The sequence below is a fragment of the Pseudomonas monsensis genome (genome assembly GCF_014268495.2).
GTDB lineage: Bacteria > Pseudomonadota > Gammaproteobacteria > Pseudomonadales > Pseudomonadaceae > Aquipseudomonas > Aquipseudomonas monsensis.
Genome location: NZ_CP077087.1, coordinates 5,767,333 through 5,789,003, shown reverse-complemented (window position 1 = coordinate 5,789,003; position 21,671 = coordinate 5,767,333). Strand labels below are relative to the sequence as shown.

19 protein-coding genes are annotated in these 21,671 nt (G+C 61.1%); 7 read left to right on the top strand and 12 right to left on the bottom strand.

Annotation, left to right across the window (positions count from 1 at the left end; genetic code table 11):
- Positions 1 to 26: 26 nt before the first annotated feature.
- Complete coding sequence (locus HV782_RS25580; protein WP_186746137.1) at positions 27 to 632, bottom strand: LPS-assembly lipoprotein LptE; 606 nt, start codon at positions 630 to 632, stop codon at positions 27 to 29.
- Between the two features lie 87 nt (positions 633 to 719).
- On the bottom strand, positions 720 to 3,326 hold the full coding sequence (leuS, locus tag HV782_RS25575; RefSeq protein WP_123463843.1) for a leucine--tRNA ligase: 2,607 nt from the start codon (positions 3,324 to 3,326) through the stop codon (positions 720 to 722).
- Positions 3,327 to 3,580: 254 nt separating this feature from the next.
- Between leuS and HV782_RS25570 the strand changes: the two genes are divergently transcribed.
- Together HV782_RS25570 and HV782_RS25565 are read left to right on the top strand one after the other, a co-directional pair.
- Positions 3,581 to 3,904: a hypothetical protein gene (locus tag HV782_RS25570; RefSeq protein WP_123463844.1), complete on the top strand. Its 324-nt coding sequence runs from the start codon at positions 3,581 to 3,583 to the stop codon at positions 3,902 to 3,904.
- 104 nt (positions 3,905 to 4,008) lie between these two features.
- Entirely contained in the window at positions 4,009 to 4,770 is a 762-nt protein-coding gene (locus HV782_RS25565; RefSeq protein ID WP_123463845.1) for a YdcF family protein, read from the top strand.
- An 86-nt stretch (positions 4,771 to 4,856) separates the two neighbouring features.
- On the opposite strand, the gene lnt is transcribed toward HV782_RS25565, so the two are convergent.
- The 5 genes from lnt to miaB form a co-directional block, all read right to left on the bottom strand.
- The gene (lnt, locus tag HV782_RS25560; RefSeq protein WP_128615300.1) at positions 4,857 to 6,380 is read right to left on the bottom strand and encodes an apolipoprotein N-acyltransferase; all 1,524 of its coding nucleotides are present in this window, start codon (positions 6,378 to 6,380) and stop codon (positions 4,857 to 4,859) included.
- 17 nt (positions 6,381 to 6,397) lie between these two features.
- The gene (locus tag HV782_RS25555; protein WP_027612886.1) at positions 6,398 to 7,237 is read right to left on the bottom strand and encodes a CorC family transporter; all 840 of its coding nucleotides are present in this window, start codon (positions 7,235 to 7,237) and stop codon (positions 6,398 to 6,400) included.
- Between the two features lie 5 nt (positions 7,238 to 7,242).
- A complete protein-coding gene (gene ybeY / locus HV782_RS25550) occupies positions 7,243 to 7,737 on the bottom strand; it encodes an rRNA maturation RNase YbeY (RefSeq protein ID WP_123463847.1) in 495 nt (164 codons plus the stop codon).
- Positions 7,730 to 8,728 (bottom strand): PhoH family protein, encoded by a 999-nt coding sequence (locus HV782_RS25545; RefSeq protein WP_128615302.1) that lies wholly within the window; start codon positions 8,726 to 8,728, stop codon positions 7,730 to 7,732. Before HV782_RS25545 ends, ybeY begins: the two co-directional genes overlap by 8 nt.
- Positions 8,729 to 8,957: 229 nt before the next feature.
- Entirely contained in the window at positions 8,958 to 10,286 is a 1,329-nt protein-coding gene (gene miaB, locus HV782_RS25540) for a tRNA (N6-isopentenyl adenosine(37)-C2)-methylthiotransferase MiaB (RefSeq protein WP_186746139.1), read from the bottom strand.
- 133 nt (positions 10,287 to 10,419) lie between these two features.
- Between miaB and HV782_RS25535 the strand changes: the two genes are divergently transcribed.
- Positions 10,420 to 10,749 (top strand): DUF1820 family protein, encoded by a 330-nt coding sequence (locus HV782_RS25535; protein ID WP_003185742.1) that lies wholly within the window; start codon positions 10,420 to 10,422, stop codon positions 10,747 to 10,749.
- Between the two features lie 174 nt (positions 10,750 to 10,923).
- Here the strand turns inward: HV782_RS25535 and HV782_RS25530 are convergent, their stop codons facing one another.
- The 4 genes from HV782_RS25530 to HV782_RS25515 all read right to left on the bottom strand — a co-directional run bounded on the left by HV782_RS25530 (position 10,924) and on the right by HV782_RS25515 (position 14,442).
- Positions 10,924 to 11,478, bottom strand: a complete 555-nt coding sequence (locus tag HV782_RS25530) for a tetratricopeptide repeat protein (RefSeq protein WP_003228518.1) — start codon at positions 11,476 to 11,478, stop codon at positions 10,924 to 10,926.
- Positions 11,479 to 11,703: 225 nt separating this feature from the next.
- The gene (gene hemL / locus HV782_RS25525) at positions 11,704 to 12,987 is read right to left on the bottom strand and encodes a glutamate-1-semialdehyde 2,1-aminomutase (protein WP_186746142.1); all 1,284 of its coding nucleotides are present in this window, start codon (positions 12,985 to 12,987) and stop codon (positions 11,704 to 11,706) included.
- A gap of 15 nt (positions 12,988 to 13,002) precedes the next feature.
- The gene (gene thiE / locus HV782_RS25520; RefSeq protein WP_123463853.1) at positions 13,003 to 13,626 is read right to left on the bottom strand and encodes a thiamine phosphate synthase; all 624 of its coding nucleotides are present in this window, start codon (positions 13,624 to 13,626) and stop codon (positions 13,003 to 13,005) included.
- A gap of 18 nt (positions 13,627 to 13,644) precedes the next feature.
- Positions 13,645 to 14,442, bottom strand: coding sequence for a hydroxymethylpyrimidine/phosphomethylpyrimidine kinase (locus HV782_RS25515; protein ID WP_186746144.1), 798 nt, complete (start codon positions 14,440 to 14,442; stop codon positions 13,645 to 13,647).
- Positions 14,443 to 14,746: 304 nt separating this feature from the next.
- Between HV782_RS25515 and HV782_RS25510 the strand changes: the two genes are divergently transcribed.
- From HV782_RS25510 to HV782_RS25495, 4 genes are all read left to right on the top strand, one after another.
- Positions 14,747 to 17,101, top strand: coding sequence for a hybrid sensor histidine kinase/response regulator (locus HV782_RS25510; RefSeq protein ID WP_186746146.1), 2,355 nt, complete (start codon positions 14,747 to 14,749; stop codon positions 17,099 to 17,101).
- Positions 17,102 to 17,197: 96 nt separating this feature from the next.
- On the top strand, positions 17,198 to 18,847 hold the full coding sequence (locus HV782_RS25505; RefSeq protein ID WP_186746148.1) for an acyl-CoA dehydrogenase family protein: 1,650 nt from the start codon (positions 17,198 to 17,200) through the stop codon (positions 18,845 to 18,847).
- 184 nt (positions 18,848 to 19,031) lie between these two features.
- On the top strand, positions 19,032 to 20,531 hold the full coding sequence (gene amn / locus HV782_RS25500; protein WP_177490631.1) for an AMP nucleosidase: 1,500 nt from the start codon (positions 19,032 to 19,034) through the stop codon (positions 20,529 to 20,531).
- A 72-nt stretch (positions 20,532 to 20,603) separates the two neighbouring features.
- Positions 20,604 to 21,239 carry a pseudouridine synthase gene (locus tag HV782_RS25495; protein WP_123463859.1) on the top strand — a complete coding sequence of 212 codons (636 nt, stop codon included), beginning with the start codon at positions 20,604 to 20,606 and terminating at the stop codon, positions 21,237 to 21,239.
- On the opposite strand, the gene HV782_RS25490 is transcribed toward HV782_RS25495, so the two are convergent.
- Complete coding sequence (locus HV782_RS25490; RefSeq protein ID WP_003228500.1) at positions 21,234 to 21,443, bottom strand: DUF2788 domain-containing protein; 210 nt, start codon at positions 21,441 to 21,443, stop codon at positions 21,234 to 21,236. The genes HV782_RS25495 and HV782_RS25490 overlap by 6 nt on opposite strands.
- Positions 21,444 to 21,671 lie beyond the last annotated feature (228 nt).

Here is a 21,671-nt window from a genome sequence, read left to right as displayed (position 1 = left end):
CGGGGCGCCTGAGCGCCCCGATCCTCTTACTGCTGCGGTATTTCGAGCGGCGACTGACGCGGGGTTTCCGCTTCAGCCTTTTGCGCGGCTTCCAGCGCATCGGCTTCAGCCTTGGCCCGTGCGTTGGCGGCTTGTTGCAGTTGCTGCAGTTGAGCCGGCGTCAGCTGTTGCAGACGCAGCATCATGCGCTGAACCAGCTCGCGACGGATTTCACGACGCGCTTCGTTGGCTTCCTGATCGGAGCCGACGAGGTTGTTGCCGTCGTGGATAAATACTTTCTGCACTTCAAGCTTGTCGCTCAACAGCGAAAGGTTCTTGTCGCCACGGATGTCGTAGCTCAGCACCGTGCTGACCTGATACTCGCCCGTACGACCGGCGCCGGCGTAGCTGAGGATGCGTTGGCTTTCCTGCTCGTCAGCCAGGTACAGCTTGTACGGAGCACCGCTGTAAACCTTGACGCCACTGGACTCCAGCGTCTGACGCAGCTGGGTGACGGTCTCGCCATAAGCGTTGCGGGCGCTCAGGTCGAGCTCCTTGAGCGTCAGTTCATTGGTGCCGGTACCGCGCAGCTGGAAACCACAGGCGCTCAACAGGACGGCAAGGCCCATCACCAGCAGATTGCGTTTGATCATTGTGTTGCTCCCCTTGAAACCATGTGGGCCGACCGTGCGGCCCGAAAGGTTTTACTTGGCGCCGGACAACACCGGCGCCCGATCCAATTAGCTGGCGACGATATTGACCAGTTTCCCGGGCACTACGATCACTTTACGAATAGTCAGGCCGTCGACGAAACGCAGTACGTTTTCGTTGGCGCGGGCTGCCGCTTCCACTTCTTCGCGCGTCGCGCTGGCCGGCATGTCGATCTGCCCGCGCAGTTTGCCGTTGACCTGGATAACCAGGGTCAGGCTGTCCTGCACCAGTGCGCTCTCGTCCACAACCGGCCAGTCGGCGTCGATCACTGCGTCGGCGTGACCCAGTTGTTTCCACAGTTCGTGGCTGATGTGTGGCGTGATCGGTGCCAGCAGCAGCGTCACGGCTTCCAGGCCTTCGTGAATCAGCGCGCGATCCTGTTCGGTGCCTTGTGCGGCTTTTTCCAGCACGTTCATCAGCGTCATCACCTGAGCGATGGCGGTGTTGAATTTGTGATTCTGGCCGACGTCATGGCTGGCCTGTTTGATGGCCAGGTGAGTCGCGCGGCGCACGGCTTTCTGCTCATCGTTCAGGCTGGCGACGTCCAGTTTGCCCGGCAGGCCCTGAGTGACGTGGGCTTGCGCCAGACGCCAGACGCGCTTGAGGAAACGGTGCGAGCCTTCAACGCCGGAGTCGGACCATTCGGCGCTCATGTCTGGCGGCGAAGCGAACATCATGAACAGGCGGCAGGTGTCTGCGCCGAACTGATCGATCATCGACTGCGGGTCGACGCCGTTGTTCTTCGACTTGGCCATTTTCTCGGTGCCACCGATTTCCACCGGCAGGCCGTCGGATTTCAGTTTGGCGCTGATGACCTTGGCTTTGCTGTCGCGTTCGAGCTCGACGTCGGCCGGGTTGAACCAGGTGTAGGCGCCATTGGCTTCGCGACGATAATAAGTCTCGGCGATCACCATGCCCTGGGTCAGCAGGTTCTTGAACGGTTCGTTGGAGCTCACCAGGCCTTCGTCGCGCATCAGCTTGTGGAAGAAGCGCGCGTACAGCAGGTGGAGAATGGCGTGTTCGATACCGCCGATGTACTGGTCGACCGGCAGCCAGTGATCGGCTGCGGATTTTTCCACCAGACCGCCTTCGAAGTGCGGCGAGGCGTAACGGGCGTAGTACCACGAGGACTCGACGAACGTGTCCATCGTGTCGGTTTCACGCTTGGCCGGCTGGCCGCATTTCGGGCAACTGCACTCGTAGAACTCGGGCATGCGTGCCAGCGGCGAACCGGCGCCGTCCGGCACCACGTCTTCCGGCAGTACGACGGGCAGTTGATCTTCCGGCACGGGTACGTCACCGCAAGCATCGCAGTGGATGATCGGGATCGGGCAGCCCCAGTAGCGCTGACGGCTGATGCCCCAGTCGCGCAGGCGGAACTGAGTGCGCGAGGCACCGAGGTTCTTCTTGATCAGTGCGACTTCCATGGCGTCGAAGGCGCCCGCGAAGTCCAGGCCGTCGAACTCACCGGAGTTGATCAGCGTGCCGTGCTCGCCGTAGGCGTCCTGCCACGGCGCCGGGTTGGTGTCACCGGAGCTGGTGCGTACCACCGACTTCACCGGCAGGTTGTACTTGTGGGCGAATTCAAAATCACGCTCGTCGTGAGCCGGTACTGCCATGACGGCGCCATCGCCGTAGTGCATCAGTACATAGTTGGCGACCCATACCGGCAGTTTTTCGCCGGTCAGCGGGTGCTCGACGAACAGGCCGGTCGGCAGGCCTTTCTTCTCTTGGGTGGCGACGTCGGCTTCAGCCACGCTGCCGCCCTTGCATTCGGCGATGAACGCTTGCAGCTCAGGGTTGTTCTTCGCTGCGAGGCTGGCCAGGTGATGTTCGGCAGCCACGGCAACGTAGGTCGCGCCCATCAGGGTGTCCGGACGGGTGGTAAAGACTTTGAGGGTGCCTTCTTCGCCGATCGAGTCGACGTTGTACGGGAACTGCACTTCCATGCCGCGGGATTTGCCGATCCAGTTGCGCTGCATGGTCTTGACCTGTTCCGGCCAGCCCGTCAGTTCGTCGAGGCTCTCCAGCAGCTCATCCGCGTAGGCGGTGATCTTGAAGTAGTACATCGGGATTTCGCGCTTTTCGATCAGCGCGCCGGAGCGCCATCCGCGACCGTCGATCACCTGTTCGTTGGCCAGAACGGTCTGGTCGATCGGGTCCCAGTTCACGGTGCCGTTTTTACGGTAGATCACGCCTTTTTCGAACAGGCGAGTGAACAGCCATTGTTCCCAGCGGTAGTAATCCGGTTTGCAGGTGGTCACTTCACGGGACCAATCCACTGCCAGGCCCAGGCTACGCAGCTGGGACTTCATGTAGGCAATGTTTTCGTAGGTCCACTTGGCGGGGGCCACGTTGTTCTTCATCGCGGCGTTTTCTGCCGGCATGCCGAAAGCGTCCCAACCCATTGGTTGCAGAACATTCTTGCCTTGCATGCGCTGATAGCGGGAGATCACGTCGCCGATGGTGTAGTTGCGCACGTGCCCCATGTGTAGCTTGCCGCTGGGGTAAGGGAACATCGACAGGCAGTAGTAGGTTTCCTTGCCTGGCTGTTCACTGACTTCAAAGGACTTTTGCTCGTCCCAGAACGACTGGGCGGCGGCTTCGATTTCACGGGGCTGATATTGTTCGTGCATGGCTACTTTTGTACTGGATAGGGGTGGCCTAATCCTCTTCAACGCAGGTTCCGGGGTGGCCCGGACGAGCTGGAAGTGGAATTACAGGAAGCGCCGTAGCATACATGACCGCGCTTGGCCTAGGGAAACCCTGATTACAGCTGTTTGGTCCGGCAAAACCGTGGCGAGGGCCGTTGGTCGCGGCGTGCAGCCGGTTTGTACAGCGAAGCTAAGCTCTAAGTGGGGAGTGAGTCTTATCTTCAATGAGGTGAGGGATGGTGGAGCAACGGAAAAAAAACGTAACGAAACCCGAGTTGTACGAAAGGCTGATCGACCGTCTGGGTGTGGCCCTGGACACTTTGAAAACCGCTGACCGGCTGCGCGATGAGCGCCCCCTGGAACTGGAATTGCGTGGCTTGAGCCCCGCCGAGTTCAAACTGGTCAAGGCCTATCTGGATCGCAGTGAACGTGAAACGCATGGATGCCTGTCACAAGCAGTGAAGCAACTCGATGCAGCACATTCGGCCAAGGTCATCTGGCTCAAGGACAAGGCACCCCGCAGAGAGACCGACAAGGTTCGTTCTCTGCAGGCCAAGTAAGCGCATGGCAGGTCAAGAACCGGATCTTTTGCAACAGGATCCCACCTATTGGTTGTAACGCTCTATTAACACTTTTAGGCTTCGGGCATCTGTGGAGATGCCCGATGCCTTTTCGTTATTTCATCAAACAACTTTTATTGCCGCCCGGCATCCTTTTGCTGCTGTTGCTGGCCGCGTGGTGGCTGCGCCGCTCGCGGCCGCGCCTGGCTGGCGTGTGTTTCGCCATTGGCTTTGGTGGAATGTGGCTGATGAGCCTGCCGGTGGTCGTGCAGTGGGGCGCCAAGGCGCTGGAGCGCGAACCGCCGCTGGCCCGTGGAGAATGGGCAACGCTGGCGCAGCGGGCCGATGCGATCGTGGTGCTCGGTTCCGGGCGCGAGCGCGGTGATCTGGCCTGGGGAGAGGATCAGCCGACCGGCGTGGGGCTTGAGCGTCAGCGTTATGCCGCGCGACTGGCCAAGGCGTCCGGGTTGCCGATTCTGACCACGGGTGGTTTGCATTACGGTACGCCGCCGACCGAGGCGAAGTTGATGGCGGATTCGCTGCGCGACGACTTTGGCGTGACGGTGCGTTGGCAGGAAGGTGAGAGCCGCACTACGTGGGAAAACGCGAAGTTCACCGCCGATATCTTGCTGCCGCAGGGGATCAAGCGTGTGGTGATCGTGACACAGGCCTGGCACATGCCGCGGTCGGTGTGGAGTTTTCAGCAGGCGGGATTTGAAGTGGTGCCAGCGCCGGTCGGTTTTCTCGGGACCGATAACGCCAGGCCGTTTGGTGGCTGGCTGCCGGAGTTCAAGTCGATCTGGCAGAGCGGGCAATTGCTGAACGAAGCGGTAGGGCAGGTGGGGTATTCGCTGTTTTACCGCTGAAGATCAAAAGATCGCAGCCTGCGGCAGCTGCAACAGGGAAAATACAAGTCCTGTGTAGGCGCTGCCGCAGGCTGCGATCGTTTGCTTTAGAGCGTTTTCGACATCCGGCTGGCCATCAGTGCCCAGCCAAACAACAGCAAGCACACGATGATCAATGGCCACGAACGCCATTGCAGGTACGGCGTCAGGTTGTGCATCGGCACCACTTCACCGTACAGAATGCCCTGTTCAAACTGCGGAATCTGCTCGGTGATCTGCCCGAACGGGTTGATCAGGCCGGTCACGCCGTTGTTGGTCGCGCGGATCATCCAGCGCCCGGCCTCCAGTGCACGCATCTGCGCCATCTGCAAGTGCTGCAACGGGCCAATCGAGGTGCCGAACCAGGTGTCGTTGCTGATCGTCAGCAGCAAATCACTGCGCGCTGACAGGCTGGCGGCAAATTCCGGATACACCACTTCGTAGCAGATAAACGGTGCGATTTGATAACCCTTGGCCTGCAACAACGCCTGATCGGCCGGGCCACGGGCAAAGTCGGACATCGGCAGGTCGAAGAATGCGATCAGCCCGCGCAGTACATCCTGCAACGGCACGTATTCGCCGAAGGGCACCAGTTTCTGCTTCAGATACGTGCCATCGCCTTCGCCGACCACGGTGATGCCGTTGAAGAAGCGTTTTTCATGACGAACGGTTTCGCGGATCGGTACGCCAGTGATCAGCGCCGATTTACGCTCGGCGGCGAAGGTACCCATCATGGTCAGGTAGCCCTCGGCGGACTCCTTCAATACCGGCACGGCGGTCTCCGGCCAGATCAGCAGATCCACCGGTTTCGAGCGGAAACTCAGGTCGCGGTACAGGGCCAACTGCGCATTGAGTTCGGCCGGGTCCCATTTCATGCTTTGTGCGACGTTGCCCTGAATCGCGGCAACGCTCAGTGGTGCGCCGGACGGGCTGGTCCAGGCATGACCTTTGAGCGCAATGCCGGCCACCCATGGCCCAACCAACAGCACCAGACCGGCAGCGATAAAGCCTTTGCGCCTGGTTTGCAGCAGGCGTGGGGCGTTATAGATCAGCGCCGCTGTCAGTGCCAGAACGAACGACACCAGCCACATCCCGCCAACTGGAGCGAGCCCGGCCAATGGGCCGTCGAGCTGGCTGTAACCCGAGTACAGCCACGGGAAACCGGTGAGGAACCAGCCGCGAAACGCTTCCTGGCCCACCCACAACGCAGCAAATGCCAAGGCATCGGCCACCGGTGCTTCATTGCGGCGCAACCAGCGCGCCCACAACCAGGCCGGCAGGGCAAAGAACCAGGCGATCGCTGCGGTAAACAGCAGCATCAGGAACCCGGCCAACAGCACCGAAGCACCACCGAAATGGTGGATGCTGTAATAGATCCAGCTGGTGCCGGCGCCGAACAGGCCGAAACCGAAGCACCAGCCGCGGCCCAGTGCCTGGCGCGGGCTCAGCTCGCGCAAACCGGCATAGAACAGGCCGACCGCCAGCAAGGCCAGCGGCCAGATGTTGAAAGGTGCCAGAGCGAGGGTGGTGATTGCACCGGCCGCCACGGCCAGCAGGTTACCGGGCCAGCCGGGGCGGGTTGTCCAGCGCATTTCAGTCCTTAGATTTCTTACCGGGCGATAGGGGTCAGTCGCAGCAAATGAATCCGACGGCTGTCGGCGTTCAGGATGCGGAAACGATAGGCGCCGATTTCAGTGATTTCATTGCGTTTTGGCAAGTGCCCGAACGCGCTCATCACCAGGCCGCCGACGGTGTCGAACTCGTCATCGGAAAACTCGCTGTCGAAGAACTCGTTGAAGTTCTCGATCGGCGTCAGCGCCTTGATCAGGAAGTCACCGCTGGGCAGCGGCTTGATGTAGCTGTCTTCTTCGACGTCGTGCTCGTCTTCGATGTCGCCGACGATCTGTTCCAGCACGTCTTCAATAGTCACCAGGCCGGCCACGCCGCCGTACTCGTCGATGACGATGGCCATGTGGTTGTGGTTGGCGCGGAATTCACGCAGCAACACGTTCAGACGCTTGGACTCCGGCACGAAAGTGGCCGGGCGCAGCAGGTCCTTGATGTTGAAGCTGTCGCCGTTCTCCTTGAGGATCAGCGGCAGCAGGTCCTTGGCCAGCAGCACTCCCATCACGTCGTCATGGCTTTCACCGATGACGGGATAGCGCGAGTGGGCCGAGTCGACCACGGCCGGGAGGAATTCACGGGGTGTCTGGTTCGCCTTGATGCTGATCATCTGCGAACGCGGGACCATGATGTCGCGCACTTGCAGGTCAGCCACCTGGATGGCGCCTTCGACGATGGCCAGCGCTTCGCTGTCCAGCAGTTTGTTCTGATGTGCATCGCGCAGCAGCTCAAGCAGCTCCTGACGGTTCTTCGGCTCGTGGGCAAAAGCCTGGGTCAGTTTACCCAGCCATGACTTCTGCCCGTTGCTCGATCGATCTTCGCTCATAGCGATTACTCTGAATCCTTTGTTGTAACGATAGGGGATGTTTCGGTTTCGTCGTCCGCGTACGGATCGGGATAGCCCAGTTCGGCAAGCAACTCGCGTTCCAGTGCTTCCATTTCTTCGGCTTCGTCGTCATCTATATGGTCGTAACCGAGTAGATGCAAGCAGCCGTGAATGACCAGATGTGCCCAGTGTGCTTTAAGTTCCTTGCCCTGTTCGGCGGCTTCGCGCTCGACCACCGCCACGCAGATCACCAGATCGCCGAGCAGCGGGATGTCGAGAAACTCGTCGGGCACTTCGGCCGGGAACGACAGGACGTTGGTCGCGTAATCCTTGTGGCGCCAGGTGTGATTGAGCTCGCGGCCTTCTTCCTCGTCGACCAGACGAATGGTCATTTCCGAGTCGGCGGTGCGCTGGCGCAGGGCCAGTTCGCACCATCGGCGGAAGTCGGCTTCACTCGGTGCGCTCGCTTCGGTAGCGATTTGCAGGTCTAGCTCAAGCATCGCGCGAGGTTTCCTTGGCGGCTTCGGCGCGGGTCTCGAAGCGCTCGTAGGCTTCGACGATCCGCTGCACCAATGGATGGCGCACGACGTCTTTAGGCTGGAAGTGCGTGAAGCTGATGCCCGGTACGTCCTTGAGCACTTCGATCACATGATGCAGGCCGGACTTGGTGCCACGCGGCAGGTCGACCTGAGTGATGTCGCCAGTGATGACCGCAGTCGAGCCGAAACCGATCCGGGTCAGAAACATCTTCATCTGTTCGACGGTGGTGTTCTGGCTTTCGTCGAGAATGATGAAGCTGTTGTTCAGCGTGCGGCCACGCATATAGGCCAGCGGCGCAACTTCGATCACCTGACGCTCGATCAGCTTGGCCACGTATTCGAAGCCGAGCATTTCGTAGAGTGCGTCGTAGAGTGGGCGCAGGTACGGGTCGATCTTCTGCGCGAGGTCCCCGGGCAGGAAGCCAAGTTTTTCACCTGCCTCGACTGCCGGACGCACCAGCAGGATGCGGCGGATCTGCTCGCGCTCCAGCGCATCGACAGCACACGCCACGGCCAGATAGGTCTTGCCGGTACCGGCCGGACCGATGCCGAAATTGATGTCGTTGCCGAGGATTTCCTTCACGTAGCGCAACTGATTCAAGCCACGTGGGCGAATCATGCCTTTCTTGGTGCGCAGGGCAACGGAGGCTTCGGCTGGGGCGTGATTGTCCAGCTCGACGACGGCTGATTCCTGCAGGAACAGGTGCACGAGATCCGGCGACAGCTCTGTACCCTTGGTTTCCCGGTACAGGCGGCGCAGCAGATTTTCCGCAGACGTGGTGTGCTTGGGGTCGCCGATCAGTTCGAACTGGTTTCCGCGGTTGCGGATCTCGATGGCCAGGCGCTGTTCGATCAAGCGCAAATGCTCGTCGAATTGCCCGCACAGATTGGCGAAGCGGCGAGCCTCAAAGGGCTCGAGGATAAAGCGATGTGGTTCTATGGGTGCGTTCAAGGTCGTATTTAGCCGCCCTGGGGCAATTAAGATGAAATCAAGGATAACGCCAGAGGCCTGGGTGCGAAAGCTCTTAAATTGATGAGCACAATCTCAGTAACAGTGCAGTCCACTGTGGGAGCTGGCTTGCCAGCGATAGCGGTGCAACAGGCGACATATTTGTCGGGGCTGATGGCCTTATCGCTGGCAAGCCAGCTCCCACAGGATTCTCTGTGTTCCTGATATTTTTTTACTGGATCAGCGAGCCGCGCAGCGAGTGCGGTTGTGCCGCGTCGATGTGCACATCGGCAAACTGCCCGATCAGGGTCGGATTGTCGCAGCGGAAGTTGACGATTCGATTATTCTCGGTGCGCCCTTGCAGCTCGCCAGGGTCTTTCTTCGAATAGTCGGTCACGAGAATGCGCTGGATCGAACCGACCATTTGTCGGCTGATCTCGAAGCCTTGCTGATTCAGGCGGTGCTGCAAGGCGTTCAGGCGTTCTTTCTTCAGCTCTTCCGGGGTGTCATCGGCCAGATCGGCTGCCGGAGTGCCCGGGCGCTGGCTGTAGACGAACGAGTAGGAGAAGTCGAAGCCGACATCGGCAATCAGCTTCATCGTCTGTTCGAAATCTTTCTCGGTTTCGCCGGGGAAACCGACGATAAAGTCCGAACTGATGCAGATGCCCGGCACGGCGGCGCGCAGTTTGCGCAGCTTGGACTTGTATTCCAGCGCGGTGTGGTTGCGCTTCATTGCCGCGAGAATCCGGTCCGAACCCGATTGCACCGGCAAGTGCAGGTGTTTGACCAGTTCCGGCACTTCGGCGTGGGCCTGGATCAGGCTGTCGGAGAACTCCAGCGGGTGTGAAGTGGTGTAGCGGATGCGGTCGATGCCATCGACGGCGGCGACTACACGGATCAATTCCGCCAGATCGGCCAGGCGCCCGTCATGGGTCAGGCCGCGATAGCCGTTGACGTTCTGCCCGAGCAGGGTCACTTCCCGCACGCCATTTTCGGCGAGGTGGATGATCTCGGCGATCACATCGTCGAACGGCCGGCTGACTTCTTCGCCACGGGTGTAAGGCACCACGCAGAACGTGCAGTACTTGCTGCAGCCTTCCATGATCGACACGTAGGCGCTCGGGCCGTCAATGCGCGGCTCGGGCAGGTGGTCGAATTTTTCGATCTCCGGGAACGAGACGTCGACTTGCGGCAACTTGCTGCTGCGCGCGGCGTCGATCATTTCCGGCAGACGGTGCAGGGTCTGCGGGCCGAACACCACGTCGACGTAAGGGGCGCGATCACGGATCGCCGCGCCTTCCTGGCTGGCCACGCAACCGCCGACGGCGATCACCATGTCCGGGTTGGCCAGCTTCAGTTCGCGCCAGCGGCCGAGTTGCGAGTACACCCGATCCTGGGCGCGTTCGCGGATCGAGCAGGTGTTGAGCAGAATCACGTCGGCGTCTTCGGCACGCGCGGTGACTTCCAGGGCCTGGTGTTCGCCCAGCAGATCGACCATGCGCGAGCTGTCGTACTCGTTCATCTGGCAACCGTGGGTTTCGATGTAAAGCTTCTTGGCCATGGAGTAGGGTCGTCACGTGATTCAAAGAACCGCGCATTATAGGGAACAAGCCCTCAGGTTCCTACCGCTGCGCGTCCGGTGGCTATGCTATAGTTTGCGCCCTCATTTTTATCCCCGATGTTATCCCCCCGCCATGACCAAACGCGAAGCTCCAATCTATAAGGTGATTTTCCTCAACCAGGGCCAGGTGTTCGAAATGTACGCCAAGCAGATCTATCAAAGTGATCTGTGGGGTTTTCTGGAAGTGGAAGAGTTCGTCTTTGGCGAGCGCACGCAAGTGGTCGTCGATCCGAGCGAAGAGAAGCTCAAGGCGCAGTTCGAAGGCGTAGTGCGCAGTTTTGTGCCGATGCATTCGATTGTGCGCATCGACGAGGTGGAACGTCTGGGCACCCCGAAAATCAGCGAAGCCCGTGGCGCGGTCGGCAATGTGATGCCGTTCCCGATGCCGATGCCTGAGAAGTAAAACCGGATCTGGATTTGAAATGATTTGTGGCGAGGGGATTTATCCCCGTTCGGCTGCGAAGCAGTCGCAAGTCCATTCAGCAAAGTGTGTCAGACAGAGCCGGATTGCAGGGTTTGGGGCTGCTTCGCAACCCATCGGGGATAAATCCCCTCGCCACAGCTAATCACCACACGATCAAGGCAATGGCGAGAAAGGCGTACGCCCATCGGCGCTCTGCAGTTCCATCAGGTATTTACGGAAAATTTGCCCGAGCACCTGGGTCGCGGTTTCGAGGTCCTCGCGGGACATTTTTTCCGAGACTTCGTCGGCCGTGTCCAGCGCATCTTCGGCGCCGTTGACCGCCGCCATCTTCAGCACGATGTACGCCTGAATGTTGTTGGCCTGCACGCCTTCGCCGTGGAAGAACATGGTGCCGAGCTTGAACTGCGCCTGAGCGTGGCCTTGCAGCGAGGCTTTCTCGAAGTAGCTCAAGGCTTGATTGAGGTCGCGCGGCGCATTCTTGCCGTCGTAGTAGAACTCACCCAACTCGTATTGCGCTTGCGCATCCCCTTCGTCCGCCGCTTTCTGGCAGGCGGCCAGTGCCTGCGTGACGTCTTGCGGCTGAGTATTGAGGGTGCAACGACCCATCGCCGGGATCAACAACGAGTTGCCGCCTGCTTGTGCATGCGCGAGCAGGGGCTGAAGGAGCAACAGGCAGCCCAAGGCAAGGGTGCGGCCGGTGCGGTTCATGGGAATCGACTTACCTCTGAAGGGCACGCGGACCCATCGAGGGATCCAATAAGCGCGCATTATGAAATAAGCAGGGCCAACCTTACAAAGTCTTTACTCGTTTTTCTGCTGCGCGGGGAATATATCGCCCACTTTGTGGAGGAATCTTGGCAGAAGCATCGGAAAAACCGTCTGGATGTAGGTGAAAGCTGACGCTGGCGATGGCCAACGTCAGCGGTACGGCGATTACTTCAGGGCAGCGAAGGCGCGCTCGGCAGCGTCCAGGGTGATTTTTAGCTCGGCTTCACCGTGGGCGATCGAGGTGAAACCGGCTTCGAATGCACTCGGCGCCAGGTACACACCGCCTTCCAGCATCAGGTGGAAGAAGCGCCCGAACAGGGCCGCGTCGCTGGCCATCACGTCTTCGAAGGTGACGATGTCGTCGGCACCGCTGAAGTACAGACCGAACATGCCGCCGGCCTGCGTGGTCACGAACGGAATGCCCGCTGCATCGGCGCGTTGTTGCAAGCCATCGAGCAGGCGCGTGGTGTAGTCGGTCAGTTCATCGTGGAAACCCGGACGGCTGATCAGACGCAACGTAGTCAAACCGGCGGCCATTGCCAGTGGGTTACCCGACAACGTGCCGGCCTGGTACACCGGGCCCAGCGGCGCGATGCGTTCCATGATTTCACGCTTGCCGCCAAAGCAGCCGACCGGCATGCCGCCGCCGATGATCTTGCCGAACGTGGTCAGGTCAGGATTGACCCCGTAGTACGCCTGGGCACCGCCGAGGGCAACGCGGAAACCGGTCATCACTTCGTCGAAAATCAGCACCACGCCATGCTTGTCGCACAGCGCGCGCAGGCCTTCGAGGAAACCCGGCGCCGGCGGTACGCAGTTCATGTTGCCCGCCACTGGCTCGACGATGATGCACGCCACGTCCTGGCCAACTTCAGCGAGCATCTTCTCAACGGCGTCGATGTCGTTGAACGGCAGGGTCAGGGTGTGTTTGGCGAACGCTGCCGGGACACCGGCCGAACTCGGCACGCCCTGGGTCAGGGCACCGGAGCCGGCCTTGACCAGCAGGCTGTCGGAGTGACCGTGGTAGCAGCCTTCGAACTTGATGATGCTGTCGCGGCCGGTGTAACCACGGGCCAGACGGATCGCGCTCATGGTCGCTTCGGTGCCGGAGCTGACCATGCGCACCATGTCCATCGACGGCACCAGCGAGCAGACCAGATCGGCCATCTCGGTTTCCATCGCGGTCGGCGCGCCGTAGGACAGGCCGTGTTGCAGCTGATTGCGTACGGCGTCGAGCACGTCCGGGTGGCTGTGGCCGAGGATCATCGGGCCCCACGAACCGACGTAATCGACATAACGCTTGTCGTCTTCGTCAGTGACGTAGGCGCCTTCGGCGTGCTTGAAGAACAACGGTGTGCCGCCCACGCTCTTGAACGCACGAACCGGCGAATTCACGCCACCGGGAATGTGTTTCTGGGCACTGGCAAACAGGGTTTCGGAACGAGACATGATCGGGCTCTCAAATCAGATTTTCAGAAGTTCGTTGAAGGCGCGGGCGCGGCGGGTCACTTCGGCAGTGCTTTGGGCACCGAACAAGCCGTGGACCACCGCCAGCAGGTCGACACCGTGGGCCACCAGCGGCGCGGCGTTGTCGAGGGTGATGCCGCCAATCGCGCAGACCGGCAGGTGCAGCGTGCGTTTGGCCTCGTCGAGCAGATCGAGGCTGCAGCTCGGCGCGCCGGGCTTGGTGTTGGAATTGAAGAAGCGGCCGAAGGCGACATAACTCGCACCTTCTTTGGCGGCTTGTTCGGCCAGTGCGAGTTGCGCGTGGCAGGTCGAGCCGATGATGGCTTTGGAGCCGAGCAGGGCGCGGGTCGGCGATAGCGGGCCGTCGGTCTGGCCCAGATGCACGCCAACGTTCAGGCGCGCGGCCAGTTCGGCGTCATCGTTGATGATCAGCTGCGTCTTGTAGCGCTCGCACAGGTTGCGCAGCGCTTCGGCCTCGCGCAGACGGCGGGCCTCGTCGCTGCTCTTGTCGCGGTATTGCAGCAGGGTGACGCCGCCTTCCAGCGCCGCCTCCACGTAGGACAGAAACTTGCCGGCCAGCAATTCGCTGTCGGTAATGGCATACAGGCCACGTAGTTTCATCAGGCAGACCTCACGACGTTACGAGCAGAAATCCAGCGGCAGGCGGCGCGGCACGAACTGGCCTTTGCCCAGTTGTTCGGCATCGCGCAGGGTGCGCCAGGTGTAATCCAGTGCCGTGCGTACGGCGCTGGCGAGGTGTTCGCCTTGGGCCAGGCGACCGGCGATAGCGCTGGCCAGCGTGCAACCGGAACCGTGATAGCTGCCTGGCAAACGCTGGCAATAGAAGGTTTCGCGCAGGCCGTCACGGCTGTACAGGCGATTGTGGATTTCAGTTTCGTCGCCATGGCCGCCGGTGATCAGCAGGTTTTTGACGAACGGCAGGAGTTTTTCCGCGCACTCGTCTGCAGTGCCTTCGGGCAGTTCAGCGAGGATGCGTGCTTCAGGAAGATTGGGGGTGGCGATGATCGACAGCGGCAGCAGACGCTCGCGCATCGCATAACCGACCTCGTCCTTGCCCAGGCGTCCGCCGCCGCCGGCGCGCAGCACCGGGTCGCAGACCACCGGCAGGTGCGGGTGCGCCGAAAGCAGTTCGACTACGGTGTCGACCATTTCCATCGAACCGAGCATGCCCAGTTTGACCGCCGCGACTTCGGAGTCGTTGAGCACGGCATTGGCCTGGGCCAGTACCCACTCACGGTCGAGGACGCGGAAGTCAGTGACGTTGACGGTGTCTTGCACGGTCAGGGCGGTGACGGCCGGAGCCGCATGGCAACCCTGCGCGAGCAAGGCTTCGATATCTGCCTGCAAGCCGGCGCCACCACTGGGGTCGTGGCCGGAGAGACAGAGGACAACGGGGCGGGAGCTGTAGATATTCATGGTGCGCGAGCTTACCACCAAACCTGATTTTGGGGTTCAGTCCTGTCAGTGGTTCCTCGCCACACAGGTATTCACCACATCCGCTGTTGCAGGTAGTTGACCAACTCAACAGCTCTAGCCCGCGACTTTGCTCTGAAACGCCCGTTCTAGAGCCTTTGTAGGAAAAATTTCGATGGTGCTTAATGGCCATCAACGGCTATGCTAGTCTGGATCCAAACCAATAACAGGTAATACCGGTTTTACGTCTACTCAAAGGGAATGGGGGGCTTCCTGACGCAACCGGACGAGCCACGCTGGGGCTTCAATGCGCTATTTGCTGATATTGCTGTTCTGCTTGCCCCTCCTCGCAAGCGCCGTCGAATTCGACGAAAACACTCAGAGCCTTCCCCTGGGCCGCTCCTTGCAAGTGTTCGAAGACCCGAGTGGTCAGGCGAGCATCGCCGACGTCCGTGCTCAAGCGGCGGCGGGCAATTTCAAACTCCACGATAAAGCCACGCTCAACGCCGGTTACTCGCGTTCGGCGTTCTGGCTGAAGATCGACCTGCATTACCGTCCGGCCAATCCCGCCGCGCAACGCACCTGGCTGCTGGAGCTGGCGTACCCGCCGCTTGATCATCTTGATCTGTATATGGCCGATGCCAATGGCGACTATCGCCTGATCCGACAGACCGGTGATGCGTTGCCGTTCGCCAGTCGCGAGATCCGTCAGAACAACTACCTGTTCGACCTTGAGTTCAAGCCCGATCAACAACGCACGGTGTACCTGCGCCTGGCCAGCGAAGGCTCGATCCAGGCGCCGGTGACGTTGTGGTCGAGCACCGCGTACCTCGAAGACCAACCGGTGCGCCTGTACGTACTGGGCATCATTTATGGCGTGTTGCTGGGGATGCTGGTCTACAACCTGTTCATCTACCTGAGCGTGCGCGACACCAGCTACCTCTATTACATCTTCTACATCGCCTCGTTCGGCCTGTATCAACTGTCGGTGAACGGGGCGGCGGTCGAGTATTTCTGGCCGGACAATCCGTGGTGGGCCAACGCCGCCACGCCGTTTTTCATCGGCTGTGCGGGGCTGTTCGGCAGTCAGTTCGCACGCAGCTTCCTGCAGACGAACAACCACAGCCGCTGGCTGGATCGCGTACTGATCGGCCTGATCGCATTCAGTGCGCTGGTCGTGGGCTTGTCGCTGATGACCAGTTACGCCCTGTCGTTGCGGTTGGCGACCCTGCTGGCGCTGACGTTTACCGTGGTGATTTTCGCCGCGGGGATTCTGGCCTGGTGGCGCGGCCTGCGAGTGGCGCGTTATTTCATCATTGCCTGGTCGGCGTTTCTGCTCGGCGGCATCATCAATACGCTGATGGTGCTGGGCCTGCTGCCGAACGTGTTCCTGACCATGTACGCCAGCCAGATCGGCTCGGCCATCGAAGTGGCGCTGCTGTCGCTGGCGCTGGCCGACCGCATCAACGCGATGCGCGAGCAGCAGGCGCAGACCCTGTTCGACGCCGGGCAGAAGCTGGAAGTACTCAACCAGCAATTGGCCCACAGCAACAAGCTCAAGGACGAATTCCTCGCGACCCTGACCCACGAACTGCGCACGCCGATGAACGGCGTGATCGGTTCGCTGGAACTGATGCAGACCGTCGAACTGGATCCGGAACTGGAGCAATACCAGCAGACCGCCGCCGGTTCTGCCCGCGACATGATGCGCATGGTCAACGGCATCCTCACCCTCACCGAACTGCAGGCCGGCAAGCTCAAGGCGACGCCGGACAGTTTCAGCCTGCGCGGGGTGGTCGAGGCGTTGCGGCTGCAGTTCGACGGCAACGCGGCGAGCAAGTCGCTGGACTTCAAGGTCGAGGTGCTGCCGACCCTGCCGGACCGTTTGCACGGCGACAGCGTGAAACTGGCGCAATGCCTGGAATGCCTGCTCGACAACGCGATCAAGTTCACCCGCGTCGGCGGTCTGGCCCTGCGCGTGACCGGCAAGCCTGCGTCGGACAATCGTCTGGCGCTGTCGTTTGCGGTGATTGACACCGGCATCGGTTTTACCGACCTGGGCGAGGCAACCCTGTATCAGCGCTTCTTCCAGCTCGACGGGTCAATGACACGCGAGTACGGCGGATTGGGCGTCGGCCTGGCGATCTGCCGGCAACTGGTGGAATTGCTCGGCGGCAAACTCACGCATCGTTCCGAACCCGGTCGCGGCAGCCGCTTCCAGCTCGATGTCGAGTTCGAGCTGCCGGCGGTCGAGGCGCCGCCAACACCCCAGCCATCGCGCGCTTGTGTGCGTGAACCGCAGGACTGCACAGTGCTGCTGGTGGATGACAACAGCGTCAACCAACTGGTGATGCGCGGCATGTTGCTCAAGCTCGGTTTCCGCGTGCGTACTGCCGATAATGGTGCGGCGGCGCTGGATTGCCTGCAGCGCGAAAGCTTCGACGCGGTGCTGATCGATTGCCAGTTGCCCGCACAGGATGGCGCGGCGCTGGCTTGCCAGATCCACGCCTTGCCAGGTTGCGCCAGTCTGCCGGTGTTCATGCTGGCGCTGAGCGCCGATCGCGAGCTATGCGCCAGCGGAGCGCCGATCGACTACCTGAACAAGCCGGTGAAATTCGAGGATTTGCAGTCCGCGCTGGAGCGCCGGGTGTTGTGTTGCTGATAGGGTAAAAGCGCCGCCAGTTCGGCGGATATGACACTTTGACGGGGCGTGGGGCGGTGCTTAACTGGTTCTCTGGCTGACCAAAGGAGCCCCGTCATGAACCTGCATCAGTTCGCCGAAACCCACGAAGTCACCAACCAGCCGCCGTCGCTGGACGGCACCAACCTGTACCGCATCGACCTGCCGTTGCAGGAATGGTCGCGCAGGTTCGGCGCCGGGTGGGCCGAGTCGCGGATTGATGCCTACGGCGCGCTGGCCGGGGGGCCGCTGATGGAGGCCGGGTTCCTCGCCAATCAGAACAAACCGGTATTCACCAGTCATGATCGCTATGGCCATCGCATTGATCTGGTCGAGTTTCATCCCGCTTATCACGAACTGATGCGCACCGCGATCGAGCACGGTCTGACCTCCTTGCCGTGGGCGCATCCGCAGGACGGCGCCCACGTTGCCCGCGCCTCGATGAGCTATCTGCACAGCCAGGCCGAAGCCGGCAGCGGTTGCCCGTTGACCATGACTTTCGCCAGCGTTCCGGCGCTGCGCCTGCAACCGGATCTGGCCGAGCAGTGGCTACCGAAAATCCTCGCCACCGAATACGACCCGCGCAACGTCGGCATGGCGCACAAGGCCGGCGTGACCATCGGCATGGCGATGACCGAGAAGCAGGGCGGCACCGACGTGCGCGCCAACACCACCAAGGCCTATCCGGTCGGCGCCAGCGGTCCGGGCCAGGCGTATGAACTGGTCGGGCACAAGTGGTTCTGCTCGGCGCCAATGTGCGATGCGTTCCTGACGCTGGCGCAGACCGACAAGGGCCTGACCTGCTTCCTGCTGCCACGCCATCGCCCGGACGACACGCGCAATCAGTTCTATATCCAGCGCCTGAAAAACAAACTCGGCAACCAGTCCAACGCCTCCAGCGAAGTGGAGTTCCGTGGCGCCCTGGCGTGGATGGTCGGTGAAGAAGGGCGCGGGGTGCCGACCATCATCGAGATGGTGGCAATGACCCGTTTCGATTGCATGGTCGGTTCCAGCGCGTTGATGCGTCAGGCGCTGACCCAGGCCAGCCATCACTGCGCGCACCGCAAGGTCGGCGGCAAGTTGCTCAGCGAGCAACCGTTGATGCAGAACGTGCTCGCCGACCTGGCCCTGGAAAGCGAAGCTGCGCTGGCCCTGAGCCTGCGCATGGGCAAGGCCCTGGATCATCTGGATGATCGCCACGAAGCGCAATTCGCCCGGCTGGTGACGGCGGTGGGCAAATACTGGATCTGCAAACGTGCCCCGGGAATGATCAACGAAGCGGCCGAATGCATGGGCGGCGCGGGGTACGTCGAGGAAAGCATCTTGCCGCGCCTGTACCGCGAGGCGCCGGTGAACTCGACGTGGGAAGGTTCGGGCAACGTACAGTGCCTCGACGTTTTGCGCGCACTGTCTAAAGAGCCGGGCGTTCTCGATGTGTTGTTCAGGGAGTTGGGCGATGGCCACGGTGACAAACGTTTGGCCGCGCATATTCAGCAGTTGCAGGCACAGTTCAAGGACACCCGCGATATTCAGTATCGGGCTCGGCAATTGACCGAGGGCATTGCCCTTGGGTTGCAGGCCAAACTGCTGCTGGAAGCCGGGAATTCGGCGGTGAGTGATGCGTTTATTGCCAGTCGGTTGAGTGGCGGCGGCCGGGTCTACGGCGCGTTGCCCCATGGGCTGGATGTCGCAGCGATCGTCGCCCGCTCGACCCCCCAGGGCTTCTGACCCCAAACTCCACAAAACCCTGTGGGAGCTGGCTTGCCAGCGATGGCGGCCTGATAGTCAACATTGATGTCGAATGTGAAGGCCTCATCGCTGGCAAGCCAGCTCCCACAGGGATTCGCGTTGTCTGAAAGATTTGGGTACAGCCACAACGCCACTGTTCCCGTGAGACCACGATGCAGGCAAGATGAAGCTCTGCAAGTCAGAACACAGGAAGCTGATCGTGACCGAAGCGTTTATTGTCGTTCAAACCGCCGAACAAGCCGTGGATCGTCTGGCCGAGCTGCATGAGCGGGCCACCACTGCGCTGAACTCGGCGCTCAAGCGTTACCTCAAGGATCGCGTCGAGCCCGACGCCGAACAGCGTGCCCTGTTTCGTTATCCCGAACTGCGTCTGACCTATCACTGTCAGGGCGAAGTGCCGCAGACCACTCGCGCTTACGCCAAAGTGCAGTTGCCAGGCACCTACAGCGTCACCGTCACCCACCCGGCGGCGTTCCGCAAATACCTGCTGGAACAACTGGTGCCGCTGATGCACGACTTCACCGTGACCGTGGAAGTCGGTGTCAGCCAACAGAACATTCCGTACCCGTACGTGGTAGAGCAGGGCGATGAACTGGCCGGCTCCGGCGTCACCGCCGCCGTGCTGGCGCGGGTGTTCCCGAGCACCGACCTGTCCGCCGCCACCGATGGCATCGCCGACGGTCTCTACGACTGGGAAAACACCGATCCGCTGCCACTGGCGCTGTTCGACGCCGCGCGGGTCGACTTTTCCCTGCGCCGTCTGGTGCACTACACCGGCAGCGACTGGCGCCATGTGCAGCCGTGGATCCTGCTGACCAACTATCACCGCTACGTCGACCAGTTCATCGTCCACGGCCTGGAGCAACTGCGTAAAGACCCGCGTTTCGTGCGCATGGTCCTGCCGGGCAACGTGATCATCGAGAAGAGCATGGATCACGGCGAAGCCTCGGCGATTGCTGCCGGTGTGGTCTGGCACCGCTACCAGATGCCGGCCTATCACCTGATCGCCAGCGATGGCCACGGCGTGACCCTGGTGAATATCGGCGTCGGCCCGTCCAACGCCAAGAACATCACCGACCACCTGGCGGTGCTGCGTCCGCATTGCTGGCTGATGATCGGCCACTGCGGTGGCCTGCGTCAGTCGCAGACCATCGGCGACTATGTGCTGGCGCACGCCTACATGCGTCGCGACGGGATTCTCGACCGCGTGGTGCCGCCGAACATTCCGATTCCGGCTCTGGCTGAAGTGCAACTGGCGCTGCAGCAAGCGGCGGCCAACGTCACCGGCGAGAAGGGCGATGACCTGAAGAAACGCCTGCGCACCGGCACCGTGCTGACCTACGACGACCGTAACTGGGAATTGCGCTGGGCTCAGGAACGACCGTTGATCAACCTGTCCCGCGCCGTGGCCGTGGACATGGAAAGCGGCACCATCGCCGCCCAGGGTTATCGCCTGCGGGTGCCATATGGCACGTTGCTGTGTGTGTCGGACAAACCGCTGCACAGTGAAATCAAACTGCCGGGTTCGGCCAACGCGTTCTACGAGCGTGCGGTCAGCCAGCACTTGAAGATCGGCATCGAAGCGGTGGACCTGCTGCGCACCGAACTCAACTCGCTGCACTCGCGCAAACTGCGCAGCTTCGACGAGCCGCCGTTCCGTTAACGGTTAGTCGTGGTCATTTGGCGGTCGGGGCACTAGCATTGTCAGCCCTGATCGCTAAATGTTTGCTCTCTTATGTCCCGTCCCCCGCGTCCACCTTCTCGCCGTCCTGGTGCGAAGCCTCAGTCTTCTTCCCCGCGCCGTGTTGCCAAGGCACCACCGGCCGAGCCGAAGCTGATCCTGTTCAACAAGCCGTTCGATGTGCTGACGCAGTTCAGTGACGAAGGCGGGCGGGCGACGCTCAAGGATTTCATCGAGGTGCCCGGCATCTACCCGGCCGGACGGCTCGATCGCGACAGTGAAGGTTTGTTGCTGCTGACCAACGATGGCCAGTTGCAGGCGCGGATTGCCGATCCGAAACACAAGTTGCCGAAGACGTACTGGGTGCAGGTCGAAGGCGTGCCCACGGCCGAGCAATTGCAGCGTTTGCGTGACGGCGTTGAGTTGAACGACGGCATGACCCTGCCTGCCGAAGCGCGGCAACTGGATGAACCCGAGTTGTGGCCGCGCAATCCACCGGTACGCTTTCGCGCGACCATCCCGACTTCATGGCTGGAACTGGTGATTCGCGAAGGGCGCAATCGTCAGGTGCGGCGGATGACCGCTGCGGTCGGGCTGCCGACGTTGCGGCTGGTGCGCGTCAGGATTGGTGACTGGACGATCGACGGACTCGATCAGGGGCAATGGAAAGAAGTGCCGCCGCGCCTATAACGCGCCGGATTCGATCAGGCCGATCACTACACTCTTGATGATGAACGCGGCCACGCCCAGGCCCAGCACGAAGAACAGAATGAACGAGCCGAAACGCCCGGCCTTGGACTTCTTCGCCAGATCCCAGACGATGAATCCCATGAAAATGATCAGGATGCTGACCAGGCCAGTCATCATCCACTCTTCGAATACTGCTGGATCCATCGGGTCTCTCCGGCGCGCATGGGGCTAAAAGGGCGCAGCGAGTATACGCCAAGGTGTGCGGGGTGGCATTGATCTGGGTCTGATCCGAACCTGTTGCCCTCACCCTAGCCCTCTCCCAGAGGGAGAGGGGACTGGCCGTGCGATGCTCACCAGTTACACCGACCTGATCTTGCGTCTGTGAATCCAGAATCGACGCGAAGGTTCAGGTCGATGGATGCTGTCAGACAC

Coding starts and splice junctions, on each gene's coding strand:
- HV782_RS25580 (WP_186746137.1), bottom strand. CDS start 632: ATGATCAAACGCAATCTGCTGGTGATGGGCCTTGCCGTCCTGTTGAGC.
- leuS (WP_123463843.1), bottom strand. CDS start 3,326: ATGCACGAACAATATCAGCCCCGTGAAATCGAAGCCGCCGCCCAGTCG.
- HV782_RS25570 (WP_123463844.1), top strand. CDS start 3,581: ATGGTGGAGCAACGGAAAAAAAACGTAACGAAACCCGAGTTGTACGAA.
- HV782_RS25565 (WP_123463845.1), top strand. CDS start 4,009: ATGCCTTTTCGTTATTTCATCAAACAACTTTTATTGCCGCCCGGCATC.
- lnt (WP_128615300.1), bottom strand. CDS start 6,380: ATGCGCTGGACAACCCGCCCCGGCTGGCCCGGTAACCTGCTGGCCGTG.
- HV782_RS25555 (WP_027612886.1), bottom strand. CDS start 7,237: ATGAGCGAAGATCGATCGAGCAACGGGCAGAAGTCATGGCTGGGTAAA.
- ybeY (WP_123463847.1), bottom strand. CDS start 7,737: ATGCTTGAGCTAGACCTGCAAATCGCTACCGAAGCGAGCGCACCGAGT.
- miaB (WP_186746139.1), bottom strand. CDS start 10,286: ATGGCCAAGAAGCTTTACATCGAAACCCACGGTTGCCAGATGAACGAG.
- HV782_RS25535 (WP_003185742.1), top strand. CDS start 10,420: ATGACCAAACGCGAAGCTCCAATCTATAAGGTGATTTTCCTCAACCAG.
- HV782_RS25530 (WP_003228518.1), bottom strand. CDS start 11,478: ATGAACCGCACCGGCCGCACCCTTGCCTTGGGCTGCCTGTTGCTCCTT.
- hemL (WP_186746142.1), bottom strand. CDS start 12,987: ATGTCTCGTTCCGAAACCCTGTTTGCCAGTGCCCAGAAACACATTCCC.
- thiE (WP_123463853.1), bottom strand. CDS start 13,626: ATGAAACTACGTGGCCTGTATGCCATTACCGACAGCGAATTGCTGGCC.
- HV782_RS25515 (WP_186746144.1), bottom strand. CDS start 14,442: ATGAATATCTACAGCTCCCGCCCCGTTGTCCTCTGTCTCTCCGGCCAC.
- HV782_RS25510 (WP_186746146.1), top strand. CDS start 14,747: ATGCGCTATTTGCTGATATTGCTGTTCTGCTTGCCCCTCCTCGCAAGC.
- HV782_RS25505 (WP_186746148.1), top strand. CDS start 17,198: ATGAACCTGCATCAGTTCGCCGAAACCCACGAAGTCACCAACCAGCCG.
- amn (WP_177490631.1), top strand. CDS start 19,032: ATGAAGCTCTGCAAGTCAGAACACAGGAAGCTGATCGTGACCGAAGCG.
- HV782_RS25495 (WP_123463859.1), top strand. CDS start 20,604: ATGTCCCGTCCCCCGCGTCCACCTTCTCGCCGTCCTGGTGCGAAGCCT.
- HV782_RS25490 (WP_003228500.1), bottom strand. CDS start 21,443: ATGGATCCAGCAGTATTCGAAGAGTGGATGATGACTGGCCTGGTCAGC.